The 17,107-nt window shown below is 70.6% G+C and carries 19 protein-coding genes; 4 read left to right on the top strand and 15 right to left on the bottom strand.

Features of this window, described 5'->3' with window-relative positions; translation table 11 throughout:
- Nucleotides 1-4: 4 nt before the first annotated feature.
- From C3L37_RS16370 to C3L37_RS16340, 7 genes are all read right to left on the bottom strand, one after another.
- Nucleotides 5-1,078 carry a glutamate--cysteine ligase gene (locus C3L37_RS16370; RefSeq protein ID WP_129115674.1) on the bottom strand — a complete coding sequence of 358 codons (1,074 nt, stop codon included), beginning with the start codon at nucleotides 1,076-1,078 and terminating at the stop codon, nucleotides 5-7.
- A 151-nt stretch (nucleotides 1,079-1,229) separates the two neighbouring features.
- Nucleotides 1,230-2,603 (bottom strand): NRAMP family divalent metal transporter, encoded by a 1,374-nt coding sequence (locus tag C3L37_RS16365; RefSeq protein ID WP_129115673.1) that lies wholly within the window; start codon nucleotides 2,601-2,603, stop codon nucleotides 1,230-1,232.
- Between the two features lie 271 nt (nucleotides 2,604-2,874).
- Nucleotides 2,875-4,380 carry a sodium:solute symporter family transporter gene (locus C3L37_RS16360; protein ID WP_129115672.1) on the bottom strand — a complete coding sequence of 502 codons (1,506 nt, stop codon included), beginning with the start codon at nucleotides 4,378-4,380 and terminating at the stop codon, nucleotides 2,875-2,877.
- 113 nt (nucleotides 4,381-4,493) lie between these two features.
- The gene (locus tag C3L37_RS16355; RefSeq protein WP_228546290.1) at nucleotides 4,494-5,171 is read right to left on the bottom strand and encodes a TenA family protein; all 678 of its coding nucleotides are present in this window, start codon (nucleotides 5,169-5,171) and stop codon (nucleotides 4,494-4,496) included.
- Nucleotides 5,168-5,833 carry a thiaminase II gene (gene tenA, locus C3L37_RS16350; protein WP_129115670.1) on the bottom strand — a complete coding sequence of 222 codons (666 nt, stop codon included), beginning with the start codon at nucleotides 5,831-5,833 and terminating at the stop codon, nucleotides 5,168-5,170. The genes C3L37_RS16355 and tenA overlap by 4 nt, the downstream gene beginning before the upstream one ends.
- A 64-nt stretch (nucleotides 5,834-5,897) precedes the next feature.
- Nucleotides 5,898-6,533 carry a fibrillarin-like rRNA/tRNA 2'-O-methyltransferase gene (locus tag C3L37_RS16345; protein WP_129115669.1) on the bottom strand — a complete coding sequence of 212 codons (636 nt, stop codon included), beginning with the start codon at nucleotides 6,531-6,533 and terminating at the stop codon, nucleotides 5,898-5,900.
- Entirely contained in the window at nucleotides 6,530-7,420 is an 891-nt protein-coding gene (locus C3L37_RS16340; RefSeq protein ID WP_129115668.1) for an NOP5/NOP56 family protein, read from the bottom strand. Before C3L37_RS16340 ends, C3L37_RS16345 begins: the two co-directional genes overlap by 4 nt.
- A 146-nt stretch (nucleotides 7,421-7,566) precedes the next feature.
- On the opposite strand from C3L37_RS16340, the gene trpB reads away from it, so the two are divergent.
- Together trpB and C3L37_RS16330 are read left to right on the top strand one after the other, a co-directional pair.
- Nucleotides 7,567-8,730, top strand: a complete 1,164-nt coding sequence (gene trpB / locus C3L37_RS16335; protein WP_129115667.1) for a tryptophan synthase subunit beta — start codon at nucleotides 7,567-7,569, stop codon at nucleotides 8,728-8,730.
- Nucleotides 8,731-8,809: 79 nt separating this feature from the next.
- Nucleotides 8,810-9,217 carry an acyl-CoA thioesterase gene (locus C3L37_RS16330; protein WP_129115666.1) on the top strand — a complete coding sequence of 136 codons (408 nt, stop codon included), beginning with the start codon at nucleotides 8,810-8,812 and terminating at the stop codon, nucleotides 9,215-9,217.
- Nucleotides 9,218-9,360: 143 nt separating this feature from the next.
- On the opposite strand, the gene paaE is transcribed toward C3L37_RS16330, so the two are convergent.
- Genes paaE through paaA form a run of 5 tightly spaced genes read right to left on the bottom strand, consistent with a single transcriptional unit; the run spans nucleotide 9,361 to nucleotide 12,038 of the window.
- The gene (gene paaE / locus C3L37_RS24455) at nucleotides 9,361-9,525 is read right to left on the bottom strand and encodes a 1,2-phenylacetyl-CoA epoxidase subunit PaaE (RefSeq protein WP_164974779.1); all 165 of its coding nucleotides are present in this window, start codon (nucleotides 9,523-9,525) and stop codon (nucleotides 9,361-9,363) included.
- Nucleotides 9,526-9,527: 2 nt separating this feature from the next.
- Nucleotides 9,528-9,950 (bottom strand): 1,2-phenylacetyl-CoA epoxidase subunit PaaD, encoded by a 423-nt coding sequence (paaD, locus tag C3L37_RS16325; protein ID WP_129115665.1) that lies wholly within the window; start codon nucleotides 9,948-9,950, stop codon nucleotides 9,528-9,530.
- Complete coding sequence (gene paaC, locus C3L37_RS16320; RefSeq protein WP_129115664.1) at nucleotides 9,947-10,768, bottom strand: 1,2-phenylacetyl-CoA epoxidase subunit PaaC; 822 nt, start codon at nucleotides 10,766-10,768, stop codon at nucleotides 9,947-9,949. The genes paaD and paaC overlap by 4 nt, the downstream gene beginning before the upstream one ends.
- Nucleotides 10,765-11,091 (bottom strand): 1,2-phenylacetyl-CoA epoxidase subunit PaaB, encoded by a 327-nt coding sequence (gene paaB, locus C3L37_RS16315; protein ID WP_129115663.1) that lies wholly within the window; start codon nucleotides 11,089-11,091, stop codon nucleotides 10,765-10,767. The genes paaC and paaB overlap by 4 nt, the downstream gene beginning before the upstream one ends.
- A 2-nt stretch (nucleotides 11,092-11,093) precedes the next feature.
- On the bottom strand, nucleotides 11,094-12,038 hold the full coding sequence (gene paaA, locus C3L37_RS16310; RefSeq protein WP_129115662.1) for a 1,2-phenylacetyl-CoA epoxidase subunit PaaA: 945 nt from the start codon (nucleotides 12,036-12,038) through the stop codon (nucleotides 11,094-11,096).
- Between the two features lie 84 nt (nucleotides 12,039-12,122).
- Here paaA and C3L37_RS16305 point away from each other — a divergent pair, with 84 nt between their 5' ends.
- A complete protein-coding gene (locus C3L37_RS16305; protein WP_129115661.1) occupies nucleotides 12,123-12,761 on the top strand; it encodes a helix-turn-helix domain-containing protein in 639 nt (212 codons plus the stop codon).
- A gap of 86 nt (nucleotides 12,762-12,847) precedes the next feature.
- Here C3L37_RS16305 and C3L37_RS16300 read toward each other — a convergent pair whose 3' ends face one another.
- On the bottom strand, nucleotides 12,848-13,918 hold the full coding sequence (locus C3L37_RS16300; RefSeq protein WP_129115660.1) for a YihY/virulence factor BrkB family protein: 1,071 nt from the start codon (nucleotides 13,916-13,918) through the stop codon (nucleotides 12,848-12,850).
- Nucleotides 13,919-14,062: 144 nt separating this feature from the next.
- On the opposite strand from C3L37_RS16300, the gene C3L37_RS16295 reads away from it, so the two are divergent.
- Nucleotides 14,063-14,824 carry an enoyl-CoA hydratase/isomerase family protein gene (locus C3L37_RS16295; protein ID WP_129115659.1) on the top strand — a complete coding sequence of 254 codons (762 nt, stop codon included), beginning with the start codon at nucleotides 14,063-14,065 and terminating at the stop codon, nucleotides 14,822-14,824.
- Nucleotides 14,825-14,841: 17 nt separating this feature from the next.
- Here C3L37_RS16295 and C3L37_RS16290 read toward each other — a convergent pair whose 3' ends face one another.
- Nucleotides 14,842-15,720 carry an amidohydrolase family protein gene (locus C3L37_RS16290; protein WP_129115658.1) on the bottom strand — a complete coding sequence of 293 codons (879 nt, stop codon included), beginning with the start codon at nucleotides 15,718-15,720 and terminating at the stop codon, nucleotides 14,842-14,844.
- 66 nt (nucleotides 15,721-15,786) lie between these two features.
- Nucleotides 15,787-17,013 carry a CaiB/BaiF CoA transferase family protein gene (locus tag C3L37_RS16285; protein WP_129115657.1) on the bottom strand — a complete coding sequence of 409 codons (1,227 nt, stop codon included), beginning with the start codon at nucleotides 17,011-17,013 and terminating at the stop codon, nucleotides 15,787-15,789.
- Between the last annotated feature and the right edge of the window lie 94 nt (nucleotides 17,014-17,107).

The following is a 17,107-nucleotide window of genomic DNA, read 5'->3' as shown; positions in this document are numbered from 1 at the left end:
CGGATCACAGGACGATCGACTCGCACAGCGCGTCCATCCCCTCGGTTTCGCGGAGCCGACGCTGGCGCGCCGCCCCGCTTTCGCGGTCGAGCACCTCGCGGATGCCGCCGAGGCCGAGGCGGTCGCACTCCCGTTCGACGATCCGTTCGAGGCCGACCGTCCCCTCCCCGTCCCGGGCGATGAAATCCGCGTCTCGGCCGTACCGCATCGCGCGCCACTTGTTCTCGTCGAGGAGTTCGCGACGGAGATCGACGCCTGGCTCGCCGTCGTCGTACCGCTCCGAGAGGTCGAGCACCAGCGCGTGGACGTACTCGACGAACGCGAGGACGACGTCGGGGTCGGACTGGCCGTCCGGGGTGCGGACTTCGACCGTTCCGTGACCCGTGTGCGGCCGCACGTCGTACCAGAGCTCCCCGCGGTCGTTTATCGACCCCGTCTCGACCATCCGGCGTTCGAACCGCCGGTACGCCTCGAAGTCCGCGAAGGCCGTCGGCATTCCCGTGTTCGGCAGTCCTTCGAAGATCTTCGCGCGGGCGGACGCCAACCCGGCGTCGAAGCCGCCCCAGTACGGCGAGTTGACCGAGAGCGCGAGCAGCGGCGGGAGGTACCAGCGCAGTTCGTTCGCGATCCAGACGGCCTTGTCGGCGTCGTCGACGCCGACGTGGACGTGGAGACCGGCGGTCGTGTTTCGGTGCTGCGGGTACTGAATACGGTCCAGCTGCGCGCGGTATCGCGGCTTCTGCGCGTGGTCGAGCTCTCGCCACTTCGCCGCCGGGTGGAGTCCCGCGGCGGCGATTCGGTAGCCGTGTCGTTCGGCGTGTTCGACGAGCGCCTCCCGGACCGAGAGGACGGCATCCCGGGCGTCCCCCGGGCGTTCGATGAGCGGCGTCTGCGTCTCGATCGTGAACTCGAACAGCTCGTGGTCGAGTCGTCCCGCGAGCGGCGCGGGCGGCTCCTCGCCGTAGACGAGGTCGTCGATGCCGGACGCCGGCCGGCCCTCGGCGTCGACGATGAAGAACTCCTCCTCGACGCCGAGGGTGCCCATCTCGGCGAACGACTCCCGCGAACCAAGCTCCATCGGCACCTGCTTTGCGAGCGCGGATTAAATAGTTCGTGGACTTCGGCGACGGCGGCGCACGGGGACGTTTTCTCCGTCTCCGACCGTCTGGCTCTGCGGTCCGAACGTCGCGCACCTCGAACCCCACGCGCTCCGAACGCCACCGGTGCGCTCACTCGGCGGCGGTCCGCCGGCCGCCGCGCGTCAACGATCGAGCCGTCTTCCCGAGGAGGACGAGCGTGGCGGCGGCGAGGACGGCCGCGAATCCGACGACGAACGCCGAGACCGGATCGTCGAGCCCGCCCGCCGCTTGCTCGTGGACGAACGAACCGGCCGTGACGGCTGCGACAGCGAAGAGGATCCCTCCGGCGAAGGTGAGCCGGACGGGCGCGATCTCGGGGACGGCCTCGGGATCGTTCAGGAGAACGAGGACGATCGCGACGGCGAAGGGCGTTCCCACGAGGCCGAACGCGAGGACGAGTACCAAGAGCGGGAAGAACGCGCCGCCGAGGAACGCGCCGAGGCTCGACAGGAGGGCGACGGCGACGAGGAGCGCGCGGTACCGACGGTCGCTCACCTCGGTCTCCCAGCCGAGTTTGTCGGCGACGAGGTACGGCGGGACGACCGTGTTCCCGCCGAGCGTCGAGACGGCGGCCCCCCAGAGGCCGAGGAGGAACAGCCACTCCGCGGCGGGACCGACCAGCGGCCCGAGCGCCCGGGCAGCCGCCGTCGCCGTGAGATCGCCCGCAGACGCGTCGGGACCGTGGAGAACGCTCGCAGCGACGAGAAAGACGGCGAGGCTGTAGCCGCCGAAGGCGACGAGCATCGACGCGCCGACGTCGAGGCGGACCGGCCCCTCGTCACCGCGCGCCCACCCGCGGGCGCGCATGGTGTACGACTGCATCGTGATGAGCGTGACGTGGACCGCGCCGCCGAGGACGCCCGCGGCGACGAGCGCGCCGTCGAGTCCGGCGGGGACGCGCGGAACGAGCCCGCCGGCCGCCGCGCCGAGATCGGTCGGAACGACGAACAACGAGGCGACGAACGCGACGACCACCGCGGAGACGAGGAGTTTCGCGCCGACCTCGGCGACGCGGTACCCCCCGCCGGCGAGGCCGAGGGCGAGGACGATCGCCCACGCGACGCCCCACGCGCGGGCGTCGACGCCGGTGACGGTCGCGCTCACGTCGGCGACGGTCTTCATGATGACGAGCTGCGCGAGCCCGGCCGCCAGAACGGCGTCGGCGACGAGCGTCCACGCCCACCGCTCGCCGAGGTGGGTCTCGACGGTCGAGACGATGCCCGCCTCCGTCAGGAGACAGAGCCGCGCGGCGAGGTACTGCGCGAGCGCGCCCAGCGCGGCGGAGAGGACGACGATCCACAGGAGCGCGTAGCCGAACGTCGCCCCGGCGACGACCAGGCTCGCCATCGTCGCGGGCCCGGCGGCGATCGCCCCCGCCAACCACGTCGGTCCCGTCCGCGAGAGCAGACGACGCGCGTCGCGCAAGCGGTCGACGGCGGCGGCCGGAGCGGTTCCCGGGGTCATAACGCAGGGGGCGCGGGCCGGGTGCAAAAGGGTTTCTACCCGGTGTTATCACCGAGGAATGCGCGAGTGAGAGGACCGACGTCGATCGGCGCGAGGCGGGCGGAGCGGAAGGTGCGAGAAGGTCGGCGCGAAAAGTCGCGGGCGAAGCGGCGGCGGGCGGATCACCGACGGACGTCGCGGACGACGGCGTACACTTCGTACGCGAAGACGAGGAGAACGAGGGCGACCGACCCCCACACGACCGCGGCGAAGGCCGTCGGGCCGACGACCATCAGTCGTCACCCCCGGCGAGGTCGCCGTCCGACGGCGCGTCGAGGCGTCGGATCTCTCGTCCCAGGCGGCCGAGGTCGAACCGGCCGCCGAGGATGCGGGCGGAGAGGACGGTCAACCCGCTGGAGACGAGCGCCGCGCCCAGGAAGGCGTAGAGGAACGAGGGCTCGGGGAGACCGGCCAGTGCGGCGATGGCGGGGCGCGCGGTCGGGAAGTACGCGAGGCCGACGGCCAGCCCCGCGAGCGCTGCGAGGAGAACGCCGCGTTCGGTCGCGCGTTCGGAGTAGAGGCCGTAGAGGAGGGGGAAGAACGTCGCCGACGCGAGCAGGTCGGCGGTGAGGAAGATCGCGAGGACGCTGTACCCCTGCGCCCCGACGACCGTCGCCGCGAGCGCGACGACGGCGGTGAGAACCCGAGCCGCCGCGGTCAGCGTCCCGCGGTCGGGATCGTCGAGCAGGCGCGGGAGGTCCGCGGTGATCAGACTCGACAGCGCGTTGAACAGCGTGTCGGCGGTGCTCGTCACGAGGAGCACCGCGAGGACGACCACGGCGAGCGCCGTCCACCCGGGGAACGCCTCGTCGACGACGAGGAAGAAGGCGATGCTGGCGTCGCCGGGATCGCCGACGAGGCCGAGACCAGCCGCGGCCACGCCGAAGAGGCCCGCGAGGAGGACCATCGGAACGACCGTGACGGCCGTGAGGAGAAACGATCGCCGGAGGGTCGACGAGTCCCGGGCAGCGTAGATGCGCTGCCACCACGCCTGGTTGAGCAGCTCCGCTCCGAGGATCGCGACGACGACGTACAGCCCGAACTGGAGGCCGGGGACGAACCCGAGCGAGAGCAGGTCGGGGTTCGCGGCGACGGCGGTTCGATAGATTCCGTCGGTCCCGCCGAGCGAGAGGATGGCCGCGCCGAACCCCACCGCGAGGAGCGGGAGGATGAGGAGCGTCTGAACGGTGTCGGTGAGGATGCTCGCCCGTAGGCCGCCGTAGGCGGTGTACGCGAGGACGAACCCGCCGACGAGCGCGGCGGTCTGCCACTCCGGGACGCCCGCGACGAGCGAGAGCGCCCCCGCGATTCCCGTCATCTCCGCCGCGAGGAAGATGAACATGTACGCGACGCTGACGAGGAGAACGTACCCGTACATCGTCGGACCGTACCGGGCGTACGCGTACTCCGTGAGCGTGTGCCCCTCGGGGATGAGTCGCCGAATACGAGGGCCGAGGACGGCGTAGACGAGCATCGGCACGGCGCTTCCGACGGCGTAGCCGAGGATCGCCGCGAGGCCGCCGAAGCGCGCGCCCGCCTCCGCGGGGCTGAACAGGATCCACGCCCCCATCGCCGACGCGACGAGCGTCGCCGTCGTCATCCCCTCGCCGGTGCTGTCGCGCGCCGAGATGAAGTCCTCCACCGAGTCGACGCGCCCCCGCGAGTACCAGATCCCGATGGCGGCGAACGCACCCAGCGCGAGGACGGTCACGCCTAGCGCGAGCGTCGTGCTCACCACCGCCGTCCGCCTCCCGACCGCGTTCCGTCGTCGATCACATCCGAGCTACGCGGTTCGAGTGGGAATAAGGTTGTGGTACCACCCGAGAATCTCGCGATGCGACGCGAAACGACTCAGCCGTCGTAGACGGCGTCGAAGAACGCGACCTCGGCGGCGACCGCGCGGCGGAACAGGTCGGCGACGCGTCGCTGTCGGCGCGGGGAGAGGGTCGGCCCGCGGTCGTCCAGCTCCGCGCGGAGCCAGCCGACGAAGTCGTCGAACTCGGGGTTCGCGTGGAGCGCGATCCACTCGCGGAGGTAGAACCGATCGGGCGACCGGTCGGCGACCCGCGCCGCCCAGGCGTGGTACACCCACTCCGCGGCCAGGAGGACGGCGAGCGTTTCCTCGTAGTCGCCGCCGCGCGCGGCCGCGAGCAGGAGGTCGCCGAAGCCGAGCGTCGTCGGCGTCAGCTCCGGGCTCTCGCGGTCGACCGCGGGCACGCCGAGGGCGTCGAACGACCGTTCGAAGTAGTCGTCCTCCTCGTCGGTGAGCGCGTCGAGGAAGACGACGAGGCGGCGCTTCTCGGCCATCGTCGGGGCCTGCGCGACGCCGTAGCCGACGACGCTCGCGAGGGTGTCGACGAACGCGTAGTCCTGGACGAGGTACCGCCGGAACGCGTCGTCGGAGAGTGCGTCGTCGCCGAGTTCCTCCGTGAACCGGTGGGTCGTCGCCGCCGTCCAGTCGGGTTCGGACCGCCGTCGGAGCCACTCGGTGAACCGATCGGCGTCGGCGTCGTCGAACGTCCCCGTCACACCGACCACTCCTCCCGCCGCCACGCGGCGTCCCAGAATCGGTACTCGTACCGCGCCGACGTGACGAACAGGTCGCGGTGGCGCTCGCGGTCGGCGACCGTCGACTCGGCCGCGACCTCGTCCATCAACCCCTTACACCACTCCGTCAGTTGCGTGAAGTCCTCCCCGGCGTACGTCCGGATCCACTCGGCGTAGCGCTCGTCGTCGGGGAGCCCCTCCGCCGCCAGCCGCGTTCCGGTGTCGTTGAATCCCCACATGCAGGGCAGGAGCGCCGCGACGAGGTCGCCGAAAGTGCCGGTCGCGGCCGTCCGGACGAGAAAGTCGGTGTACGCGCGCGTCGTCGGCCCCGGCTCCGTCGCCTCCAGCGCCGCCTCGTCGATCCCGAACTCCGCCGCGTACGACCGGTGGAGGTCCATCTCCGTGTTGACAGTCTCGGAGAGTAGTTCGGCGAAGGTGCCCATCCGCGAGAGGGTGGGCGCGCTCGCCGCGCCGAGGGCGAACACCCTGCTGTAGTCGACGAGGTAGACGTAGTCCTGTCTCACCCAGTACCGGAACGGCTCCTCGTCCAGCGTTCCGTCGCCGATCCCGCGGACCATCGGGTGCTCGACGATCGCGTCGAAGATCGGCTCCGCGTCCGCCGCCAGTTCGTCCGTGAAGGCCATGCGATGCCGTCGGCGCGCGACGGACAAAAGTGCAACTACTGAGTGGTACACTCCGGTTTTCGGACTACTTCAGGCGCGCCACGACGCCGAGGTGGTCGTCGTGGTACGGCTCCAGCCGCCGGCTCTCGACGATCTCGAACGTCTCCGAGAGCTCGTCGCGGACGGCGTCGAACACGTCGGCCGGCTCCGCGGTCACGTCCTCGCTTCGCGCTTTGATCGCCGCGAGGAGCCGCCCGCCGTCGCGGAGGAACCGGGCGTTGCGCGACGCGACGCGCGCCTGCCCGCGCGTCGCCACGTCCTGGACGACGGCGTCGAGGTTCGACTCGACGACGTGCGCGTACGTCCGGGGTTTCCGGGCGTCCTTCAGGAGCGGAAAGAGGTTCTCGCGGTCCGCCGCGACGCCGACGAGGTCGCGGACGGGCCGGGGGGCGAACTCGACGGCGTACGTCGGGCCGCAGAAGTCGGCGACGTGGCTCGCGGTCGTCCCGCTGGCCGCGCCGAGGTAGAGCACCGACTCGCCGCCGCCGAGGCCGGTGTCCATCCCCAGTTCGAGCATCGCGCCCAGCTTCGACCGGCCGGCGTCCCAGACGCGCCACCCGCCGTCCGTCGGCTCGCCGTAGACGGGCCGCCCGCGGGTGACGAGACGCTCGCGACCGTCGAACGCCCGCCGTTCGACGCCGCCCGGGAGGGGCGGGGTCATCGGTCGTCGCCTCCGGCGTCGCCGTCTCCGCGGCGGGCTCCGCCGCCGTCCTCCGCCTCGTCCGCGCGTGCCCGGATCGTCTCGATCCGCTCGCGCAGGTCCTCGTGGAGTTCGGGTCGGAACTCGCCGCCGTAGTTGTCGACCCGGGCGGCGAGCGTGAGCTTCCCGGCGAGGGCGCGGGCGGCGGAGCCGCGGTCCGCCGGCCGGGTGCCGCGGACGTACTCGTGGGTGAAGATGACGCCGTGCTTCGGCGACGGCGCGCGCCCGGCGAGGTGGGCGAACAGGGCGTCCTCCGCGCCCAGGACCTGGACGGTCCCGCTCGGCTTCTTCGCCAGCGCGTCCAGCCCGCCGGCGAGAGAGAGCAGCCGGGCGGCGAGCACCGGCCCGGCCATCTCGGCGAGGTTCGGGGCGGCGTCGGGCGCGCGCCGCTCGACGAACGCCCGGAGCGCGTCGCGTTCGTCCGCGAGGTCGACGACGCGGCGGGCGAGGGAGACGACTCGCTCCTCGACGGGACCCTCCGGCTCGCGGTCGGCGAGCTCCCGCGCGTATTCGACGCCGGTGCCCGCCTCCGAATACAGCGTCCCGGCCCACTCGGAGAGTCGCTCGGCGAGTTCGTTCGCGGTTCGCTCCGCGTCGTCCATGGCTCTGACGGCGTGAACGAGCTGTCTGTCGTCGGCGCGCTCGCGCTCCGCGGCGGCGTCGCGGGCGGCGTCGATCGTCGCCTCGCGGAGCGCCGCGTAGTACGCCCCCTCGTCGGCGGCGAAGCCGTCCGCGACGGCCCGGGCGGGCCAGTCGTCCGGTTCGTCGGCCGATCCGTTCCGAATGCGCTCGGCCGCGGCGTCGGCGTCGTCGGGATCGATCCCGGCGAACCACGCGTCTGTCGTCATGGCCGTCGGTTGCGCGGCCGCGGGATTAAACGTGTGGCGTTCCGCGCGGAGGTCGGCGGCGTTCGGCGCGATGGATCGGCGATCGGCCGGGCGTCGACGAATCCCGGCACCGACACGCACTTGTGCCCGAACGACCGTGATCGACCATGACGCGACAGGACGAGGCGACGCCGGGGACGTTCGGCGAGTTCGGAGGACGGCACGTCCCCGAGGTCATGGAGGAACCGCTCGAACGGCTGGCCGAGGCGTACGAGAACGTCGTCCGGACGCCGGAGTTCCGGGCGGCGTTTCTCGACGTGCTCGAAGCGTACGCCGGGCGGCCGACGCCGCTGTACCACGCGACGGGACTCTCCGAGGCGTACGGCGCGGACGTCTACCTGAAGCGCGAGGACCTGCTCCACGGCGGGGCGCACAAGATCAACAACGCGGTCGGGCAGGCGCTCCTGGCGAAGAAGGCGGGGAAGACGCGGCTCATCGCAGAGACGGGGGCGGGCCAGCACGGCACCGCGACGGCGATGGTCGGCGCGCTGTTCGACCTCGACACCGAGATCTACATGGGGAGGAAGGACGCCGATCGCCAGCGGATGAACGTCTTCCGCATGCGCCTCATGGGCGCGGCGGTCAACGAGGTCACCCGCGGCGGGGCCGGCCTCGCGGACGCCGTCGACGCCGCGCTCGAAGACTTCGCCGGGAACGTCGACGACACCCACTACCTCGTCGGCTCGGCGGTGGGTCCCGATCCGTTCCCGCGCATGGTCCGGGAGTTCCAGTCGGTCATCGGCGAGGAGGCGCGAGAGCAGATCGTCGAGGAGACCGGCGGCCTGCCGGACGCGGCGGTCGCCTGCGTTGGCGGCGGATCGAACGCGATCGGCCTGTTTCACGCCTTCCGCGACGACGACGTGGCCTTCTACGGCGGCGAGGGCGGCGGCGAGGGCGCGACGTCGACCAGGCACGCCGCGCCGCTTTCGAGCGGCAAGTCGGACGTGCTCCACGGGATGCGGACGCGCGTCATCGACGACGACGTGGAAGTTCACTCCGTGTCGGCGGGTCTCGACTACCCGGGAGTCGGACCGGAGCACGCCATGTTCCGCGCCGTCGGGCGCTGCGAGTACCGCGCGATCACCGACGACGAGGCCCTCGACGCCTTCCGGACGCTGAGCGAGACGGAGGGGATCGTTCCGGCGCTCGAATCGAGCCACGCGGTCGCGCTGGCGAAGCGGGTCGCGGACGAGCACGACACGATCGTCGTGAACCTGAGCGGTCGGGGGGACAAGGACATGGAACAGGCGGCCGAACTGTTCGACCTCTGAGGGACGCCGATCGCGGCGCCTTGCACGTCGGCGACGATGTCGACCACACGTTCACGTGGGGGGCGACCCTACGCGGCGCATGAACGCGACGCGGTACACCGCCGACGTACAGGTCCGGTTCGCCGACATCGACGCCATGCACCACGTGAACAACGCCGTCTACGCGACGTTCCTCGAAGAAGCTCGCTCGGCGTACTTTCGGGACGTGCTCGACCGCTCGCTCGTCGACGCCGACACGGTGCTCGCCTCGCTCTCCATCGACTACCGCTCGCCGATCACGCACGGACAGTCCGTCACCGTCGACGTCAGCGCGTCCGACCTCGGAACGTCGAGCATCCCGATGGAGTACGAGGTGCGCGCGGACGGAGACCTCGCAGCGATCGCGGAGACGGTGCAAGTCGTCTTCGACCGCGAGACGGGGAAGTCGCGCCCGATTCCGGACGAGTGGCGGGAACGTATCGAGGGGCATCGCGCGGGCGATGATTGAGGCGTGGTTCGAGGACGGCAGAAGCGAAGTCGGATCGTAGCATCTCCGGCTTCAGTCGGGCAGCGTGTCGGCGAGCCAACAAGCCATAGCACGTCGGAGGGGGGAAAGAACGAGCCCGTGGGAGTCTGCGCCCGCGAACGGCCCTACCCGAACTTCTCGAACGGCTGCTCGCAGTCCTCGCAGTAGTGCATCGACCGGCAGAGGCCGGGACCCTTCGGGTGGTCGCGGACGGTGTTCGTCGACCCGCAGTAGGGGCAGGCCGCGCTCGCATCGTCGTCCCCCGCGGTGGTGCTCGGATCGAACCGCATGATCAGACGCTCAGCCCGAAGTCGCGCAGTTTCTCTCTCCCCCGCGCGGTCACCATGTTCACGTTCCACTCCGGCGAGTAGCGCAGGCGGACCTCCGCGTCGTCGACCCCCGGCGCCGTCATCGCGGCGCAGCGGACGTCGTTCGTGAGCATGTCGCGCGCCGGACAGCCCGTGTAGGTGAGCGTCATCTCGATCAGTGCGCGGCCGTCCGCCACCTCGATGCCGTAGATCAGCCCGAGGTCGACGACGCTCACGGGCATCTCGGGGTCTTCGACCTCGTAGAGGGCGTCCCAGATCTCGCGCTCGACGCCGGTGGCCCCCTCGCCCGTCTTCGGGTACTCGTCGGGCGCGTCGCCGGCGGCGTAGTCGGTGTACCCGCACGCGTCCGAGCCGGCGTCGAGTTCGAACTCGTCGTCCGCGCTCACGCGTTCTCACCCCGGAGCCGGGCCGGCTCGCGCCTTCCGAGTTCGTCGTACGTGGCGGTGAACGACTCGAACAGGTCGAACCAGTCGTCGGTGTGGGAGCCGTCGCGACCGCGGACCGTCGGAAGCGACGCGTCGTCCGGGTCGGGTACGTCGAGGTCCAGCGCCTCCAGGTAGGGGATCACCGTCTCGAGCCACGCCGTCCGGAGGTCCGAGAGCGTCTCCGTCCGGAGGCCGAACTCGACGATCGCGTCCTCGCGCGGGCCGGGTTCGAACAGCGTCAGCGCGTGCGGGAACAGCCGCTCGACGGCCGCCCGTACCCGATCGTGGCTCTCCGATCCCGGCTCGACGGCGAGTCGATCGAGCCAGCTCTGCGCGTGCTCGCGGTGGTATCCCTCCTCCGCGAGCGCCTTCCCGACGCGGTCGGCGATCGGCGCGTAGCTCGTGTCGACGAGGGCTTCCAGCCGCAGTCGTTCGGCCACGTCGTACAGGTAGCTCCGGACCATCGCGTCCGCCCAGTCGCCCTCCTCGAAGGCGAGTTCGGCGAGCGTCGAGTGGGTCCACGTCGCCGGGTCGCGCTCCCAGATGAGGTCCGCCTCGGCGTAGCCGAGTTCCTGCAGCAGGTCGTACCACAGGCGGGCGTGGCCGTACTCGTCCTGCGCGACGTTCGCCAGCGCGAGGTCGGATTCGAGCGTCGGCGCGTAGATCTGCCACTCCGTGTAGCGCTCGGCGAGGACGAACTCGTCGTCCGCGAGGCGGAAGAGCAACTCCTCGACCGCCTCGCGCTCGCGGTCCGCGAGGTCGCCCGGTCCGTCGATCACGGCTCTGCCTCCGTGCGCTTTCGGGCGGCTTCGCGCTGCTCGCGCTCCGACTCCGCGACCTCGCGGGCGAAGCTCGCGTCGACGCGGTTGTACGTCATCGCCCACCGGTACGCCTTGTCGGTTGCGCCGCCGAAGCGCGCCTCCTCGTCGTCGACCTCGCTGATCTCCCCCTGCGGGACGACCCAGAGGCTGTGCGTCTGCATCCTGCGTCCGTGCTGGATCTGCGCGAACAGCTCCGCCATGTCGCGGTCGGGGGCGTGAACGTTGCCGCAGTGTTTGTGGTAGTCGCCCGGCTTCTCCTGTCTGAACACTTCCCAGATCATGGTCAGTCGGCCGCCTGCGGGGCCGCCCCCGCGGTCGCGTTCTCCCAGCTATCCATGGCGCTTCGGACCCACGAGACCGCCTCCTGTCGCCGCCTGCGCGAGCCGATCTGCTCGTAGCTCCCCTCGTAGTCGTTTTTCGCGACGGTCCAGAACTCGTCCCAGTCGAGGTCCTCCTCGATCACCTCGTAGCGGCCCTCGTCCTCGTGGTAGACGATGCGGGGTTCGTCGGGGATTTCGAGGCCGTGCTTTTCGGCCTTCGGGACGTAGGCGTTCAGGAACGCCTGCCTGAGTTCGCTGTTGCTCACGGTCTTCAGCCCGACCTGCTGGGCGAAGTCGTTGTGCGTGCTCTCCTCGTTCATCGGGCCGAAGAACTGGAGGATGCGCGGCCACCACTCGTCGAACTCCGCCTGCACCCGCTCCCGCGTCGCCTTCGAGCCGGACATCAGCTCCCGGAGGATGTCCTCGCCGTGTTTGACGTGAAAGCCCTCCTCGAAGCAGACCTTGTCCATCGCGTGGGCGTACGGCTCCCAGCTCGTGCGCTTGAGCGTCGCCTGCCGGCGCATCGCCCCGCCGTCGACGAAGAAGTCGATCATCGGCGCTTCGTACCACGAGTCGACCGGGTAGTGAAAGCAGTTGAGGAACTTCCCCTCGCCGGATTCGAGTTCGTCGAGCATCTGCTCGCGCGTCTTGACGCCGAGCGCCTCCGCCGCGCGGTAGAGCAACTGCGCGTGCCCGATCTCGTCCTGCACCTTCGCCGTGCAGGCGAGCTTCCGGTCGAGACTCGGCGCGTGACGGGTGAACTGCTTGTCGAGGTAGCCGCCCATCACCTCCGAGTTGGCGTGGAACTGGATCATCCGCGTCGCCGCCTTGCGGTACTCCTCCGGCATGTCGTCCTTTGGGCTGAACCGCCGCGGCCCGGCCTCCGCTTTGACGGTGTCGAGGTCCATGGAAGATAGTTATAGATTCGGGCGCATACCCGTTACCCCGCGCATAGACGGCATTTATAAATCGACGGCGGCGTAGTGGAGTCGATGATCGACGAGTGTCTCGCCGTGGAGTTCCGCGTGACGGGCGACGACTGCCCGCTCGCGGCCGCCTCGGACACGACCGGGGTCGACGTCGAGTGCGAGCCGCCCCAACTGCGCGCGGACGGGTACGCCCTCCTGCGATTCAGCGCGCCGCGAAGCGACGACCTCGCCGGCGCGCTCGACGCCGACGACCGCATCCGCTACCTCCACCGGACGACGGACGACGGCCGGGACACCTACCGCTGCCTCTCGAAGCGGCCCTGCGTCGTCCACGAATTGACGAACGTCGGGTTCATGGCGGAGACGCTGACCTACCGCGCCGGAGTCGAGCGTCACACGGGCGCGGTCGTCGGGTACGGGGTGCTCCAGGGCGTGCTCGAAGCCGCGGGCGAGGCCGTCGGCGTCAGGCTCGAACGCCTCTACCCCGTCGGGCCGGAGGGGGAGCCGTCCGCGTCGGGGCGGTGGGACGTGACGCCTTCGCAGGAAGCCGCGCTGCGGACCGCGCTGGAGATGGGCTACTTCGCGGTGCCGCGAGGGGCGACCGCGTCCGACGTGGCGGCGGAGCTGGGGATCAGCAAGTCGGCGTTTCTTGAGCGCCTGCGACGGGGGCAGGCGGGGCTGTTCGCGCAGGCTTTCGGGTGAGGCAGCGGGACGGCGCAGAAGACGGGCGATCGAGCGTCGAATAATCGAGCGCGACGGTCGACAGCGACGTCGCGCCCGAACCCGACTCACTCGTCAGGCTCCGCCGGCCACCTGAGCCGCACCTCCTGCACCTCCCGTCCGTTTTCGGTGTACGATCGTTCGGTCACTTCGAGCCGGCTGTCTTCGGGCATAGATCGTCTGCCCTTCGTGCCGTCGGTCGCCGTCGGTCGCATCCCCTCGTAGCGTCCGGTGAGATCCTCCCTGAGCCGCCGAAGGTAGGCCGCACCCTCGTCGCGGTTCATGCGCGCGTCTTCGAGCAGTTCGGCGCGGCCGTCGCCGTTTCCGCCGACCGCGACGGCCTCGTCCGACGCGGTCGCGTGGCCGTGGAGGACGGCGTTCACGACCGCGCCGAAGAGGAGCACGAGGCCGCTGAAGTAGAGCCACGTGAGCAGGACGACGATCCCGCTCAGGACGTCCGACGGGCTGGTCTGACCGGTGTATTCGAGGTACACCTGAAACAGCCCCTGGAGGACCGCCCAGCCGGTCGCGGCGACGACGACGCCGGGGACGACCTCCCGCGGCGAGAGGTCGACGTCGGGGAAGACGTAGTACAGGGGAAAGAACGCGACGCTGAGGCCGACGACGAGGAGGATCGGGTTCAGCCACCCGAGGAACGGCAACGAATCGAACGCCGCGAACGCCGCGCTCGCCGCGACGAGCGCCGCGATGGCGATCGTGAGCGCGACGAGGACGACGAGGCCGTCGCGGAGCTGGTCCGTCAGGGCGTTCTCCTCCTCGGACTCGAAGATATCCGAGAAGGCCGTGTCGAGGCCGCGGAAGATCTTCAGCGTCCCCCAGACGAGCACGACGAGGCCGGCGACCGACGCCCCAGCCTGCCCGCTCTCCCCGCCGAGCGCGCTCTCGACGAAGCCGCCCACCGATGGTGTCAGGTGCTGCTTCGTGAGCGCGATGACGCGCGTTTCCAGCTCGCCGCTCCCGAACGCCGACACGACGAGCACGAGGAGGACGATCAGCGGCGCGAGCGAGACGAACGCGTTGTAGGCGATGCTGCCGGCCATGAACGTCACGTTCTTGGCTTTGAACTCCGCGAGCACCGCCCTCCCGACGCCCGCGGCGTCCGCGAGGGACCCGAGCATACGACCACCTGCGACCGCCAGCGGCAAAACGGGGACGGCCGTTTCGAACACCTCGGGGTTCTCGACCGCCGGCGGAGCCCGCGGCTCGCGTCGACGAGTTCGACCGCCGCCGGAGTTTATGTTATCGCCCGCGATAGATTCACCATGCGAACGAGCGACGAGGACGGCGTCCGGACGATCACCTTCGACCGACCCGAGGCGATGAACGCGATGACCGCCGAGATCGCCGCGGAACTGGCGGACGCGATCGAGGCGCTCGACCCCGACGAACTGGACGCGTGCGTGCTGACCGGCGAGGGACGGGCCTTCTCCGCCGGCGGCGACGTGCAGGCGATGGCGGAGCGCGAGGCGTCGAACCGCGAGTCGTACGAGACGATGCGATCCACCTTCGGGCGGGTCGCGGCGGCGGCCATCGAGTCGTCGGTGCCGATCGTCGCGAAGGTGAACGGCGACGCCGTGGGCGCGGGGCTCGCGCTGACCGCGGTGTCGGACTTCGCGTACGCCGACGACGACGCGCGGTTCGGCGCGGCGTTCGTCAAAGTGGGTCTCGTCCCCGACACCGGCGGGACGTTCCTGCTCCCGCAACTCGTCGGGCTTCGCGCCGCGAAGGACCTCGCGATCACCGGGCGGCTCGTCGACGCGAGGGAGGCGGTCGACATGGGGCTGATCAACCGCGCCGTCGACGCCGACGAGTTGGACGCGGCCGTCGAGGAACTGCTGGCGACGCTGCGGGCGCGTCCGACGAGCACCGTCGGACACGTGAAGCAGGCGCTACACGGCAACGCCGGGCGACACTGGCGCGACGCGCTGGACTACGAGGCGATGCTCCAGGCGCAGGCGTACGACACGCCCGAGCACGAGGAGGGCGTCTCCGCGTTTCTGGAGAAGCGCGAGCCCGAGTTCTGAGCGACAGGCGGAGCCGGCTACAGCCCGAGGAACGCCTCCGCGTTCTCCCAGAGCAGTTTCCGCTGCGTTTCCTCGTCGTAGTCCGTGTGCGCCGCGAACTGCGCCAGCCAGCGTCCGGGTCGGATCATCGGGTAGTCGGTGCCGAACATCACCTTGTCCCGGAGGACGGTCCCGGCGTAGTGGAGCACCTGCTCGTCGATGTACTTCGGGAGCCACCCCGACAGGTCCATGTGGACGTTGCCCTTCTGCTGGCAGATCGCGAGCTGTTCTTTCTCCCACGGGAAGGCCGGGTGCGCGATGAGGATGGGGAGGGCGGGGTGCTCGGCGGCCACGTCGTCGATCAGCATCGGGTTTCCGTACTTCACGCGCAGGCCGCGACCGCCCGGGCTGCCCGCGCCGAGCGTCGAGTTCCCGCCGTGGAAGATCACGGGGACGCCGAGGCTCTCAATCGCGTTCCACAGCTCGCGGTGCCGGGGCGAACTGGGGTCGAACCCCTGGGCGATCTGCTGGAACTTGAACCCCGAGAGGTCGAGATCCTCGACGCAGCGTTCGGCCTCCTCGACGCAGTCTTCCTTCAGGGGATCGACGCTCCCGAAGCCGACGAAGAAGTCCGGGTGCTCGTCGCGCACCTCGGCGACGTGGTCGTTCGGGACGGGCGGGTTGCCGGTGTTCGTCTCGGCGTCCCAGCCGAGGAGGACGGCGCGGGCGACGCCCGCCTCGCGGTACTCCGCCCGCATCTCGTCGTAGTCCCACGTCTCCAGCTCCGTCCCGAACGTGCTGGCGGCGTCGCGCATCATCTCGCCGCCGGCGTCGCGGAGGAACTCTCGCGTCGGCTGGTGGGCGTGGGTGTCGATCGCGCGCGGTTCGTCGGCGGCGGCGAGAACGTCGGGGAGCATGCCGGACACCTCGTCGCGGATCGGCAAAAACGTAGGCGTGGGAACCGTCTGCACCGCCTTCGAGACTCAGACGACGCCGTCTTCGCGCAGTCGTCGTATCTCCGCCCGGTCGTAGCCGCGTTCGCGGAGGATCTCCGCCGTGTGTTCGCCGTGGAGCGGCGGGTGTCTGCGGACGTCGGTCGGCGTCCGCGAGAAGAACATCGGGCTGCCGGGCATCTTCACCTCGCCGGCCGTCGGGTGGTCGACCGTCCGCAGCATGCCGCGCGCTTCGACCTGCGGGTGCGAGAAGACGGCCGCCACGTCCTTCACGTCGCTCGCCGGCACGTCGTGGTCGTCGAGGCGGGAGAGCGCCTCCGCCGTCGTCAGCTCGGCGAAGACGGGTTCGAGGACGCGGTCGAGGGCGGTGCGGTTCTCGACGCGGTCCGCGTTCGCCGCAAAGCGCGGGTCGTCCGCGAGCGCCTCGCGCCCGATCGCGGCGCAAAAGCGCGGCCAGATGTGCTCCGAGGAGACGGCGACGACGACGTAGCCGTCGGCCGTCTCGAACGCCTGGTACGGGGCGATGGTCGGGTGTTTGCTCCCCATCCGGCCGGGCGATTCGCCCGTGGCGAAGTAGTACGACGCCATGTACGTCATCCACGCGACCTGCCCGTCGAACAGGCTCACGTCGATCTTCTGACCGGTCCCGTCGCCGAGTTCGCGCTCGAACAGCGCCGCGAGGATCGCCTGCGCCGCGTACATCCCCGCGCCGACGTCCGCGAGGGCGACGCCGACCCGGACCGGCGGGCCGCCCTCCTCGCCCGTGATGCTCATCAGCCCGCCCTCGGCCTGCATCATGATGTCGTACGCCGGACGGTCCTTCGCGGGCCCCCACTCGCCGTACCCCGACAGCGCGCAGTAGACGAGCCCCGGATTCTCCTCGCGGAGGTGCTCGTAGTCAAGCCCCCAGTCGGCCGTCTTTCCGACGCGGAAGTTGTGGACGAGCACGTCGGCGTCGCGGGCGAGGTCGCGGAACACCTCCCTGCCCGCCTCCGACGCGAGGTCGAGCGCGATCGAGCGCTTGTTCCGGTTGACGCTGAGGTAGTAAGCGCTCTCGTCGGAGTCCCCGTACGTCGGCGGGTGCCACCCGCGGGTCTGGTCGCCGCCGTCCGGACGCTCGACCTTGATCACCTCGGCCCCGAGGTCGCCGAGCTGCATCGTGCAGAACGGCCCGACGAGCACGCGGGAGGCGTCGAGGACGGTCACGCCCGAGAGGGGACCCTCGTCGCCGGACGGGTCGCGCGCCTCACCGACCATGATCCGTCGGGGACGAAGGCGGTGTTGTCAGATTCGGGGTACTATCGATCGGGGCGCGTTCGACGAGGGGGCGACGGATCGACGTCGCCGACGC

This window comes from Halegenticoccus tardaugens (assembly GCF_004116405.1).
Taxonomy (GTDB): domain Archaea; phylum Halobacteriota; class Halobacteria; order Halobacteriales; family Haloferacaceae; genus Halegenticoccus; species Halegenticoccus tardaugens.
This window is presented reverse-complemented; position numbering and strand designations above follow the sequence as displayed.

Coding starts and splice junctions, on each gene's coding strand:
- C3L37_RS16290 (WP_129115658.1), bottom strand. CDS start 15,720: ATGCTCCCCGACGTTCTCGCCGCCGCCGACGAACCGCGCGCGATCGAC.
- C3L37_RS16300 (WP_129115660.1), bottom strand. CDS start 13,918: ATGCTCGGGTCCCTCGCGGACGCCGCGGGCGTCGGGAGGGCGGTGCTC.
- tenA (WP_129115670.1), bottom strand. CDS start 5,833: ATGGCCTTCACGGACGAACTGGCGGCGGACGCGGAGCCGATCTTCGAC.
- C3L37_RS16365 (WP_129115673.1), bottom strand. CDS start 2,603: ATGACCCCGGGAACCGCTCCGGCCGCCGCCGTCGACCGCTTGCGCGAC.
- C3L37_RS16330 (WP_129115666.1), top strand. CDS start 8,810: ATGAACGCGACGCGGTACACCGCCGACGTACAGGTCCGGTTCGCCGAC.
- C3L37_RS16295 (WP_129115659.1), top strand. CDS start 14,063: ATGCGAACGAGCGACGAGGACGGCGTCCGGACGATCACCTTCGACCGA.
- paaA (WP_129115662.1), bottom strand. CDS start 12,038: ATGGACCTCGACACCGTCAAAGCGGAGGCCGGGCCGCGGCGGTTCAGC.
- paaB (WP_129115663.1), bottom strand. CDS start 11,091: ATGATCTGGGAAGTGTTCAGACAGGAGAAGCCGGGCGACTACCACAAA.
- C3L37_RS16305 (WP_129115661.1), top strand. CDS start 12,123: ATGATCGACGAGTGTCTCGCCGTGGAGTTCCGCGTGACGGGCGACGAC.
- paaE (WP_164974779.1), bottom strand. CDS start 9,525: ATGCGGTTCGATCCGAGCACCACCGCGGGGGACGACGATGCGAGCGCG.
- C3L37_RS16340 (WP_129115668.1), bottom strand. CDS start 7,420: ATGACGACAGACGCGTGGTTCGCCGGGATCGATCCCGACGACGCCGAC.
- C3L37_RS16345 (WP_129115669.1), bottom strand. CDS start 6,533: ATGACCCCGCCCCTCCCGGGCGGCGTCGAACGGCGGGCGTTCGACGGT.
- trpB (WP_129115667.1), top strand. CDS start 7,567: ATGACGCGACAGGACGAGGCGACGCCGGGGACGTTCGGCGAGTTCGGA.
- C3L37_RS16285 (WP_129115657.1), bottom strand. CDS start 17,013: ATGGTCGGTGAGGCGCGCGACCCGTCCGGCGACGAGGGTCCCCTCTCG.
- C3L37_RS16370 (WP_129115674.1), bottom strand. CDS start 1,078: ATGGAGCTTGGTTCGCGGGAGTCGTTCGCCGAGATGGGCACCCTCGGC.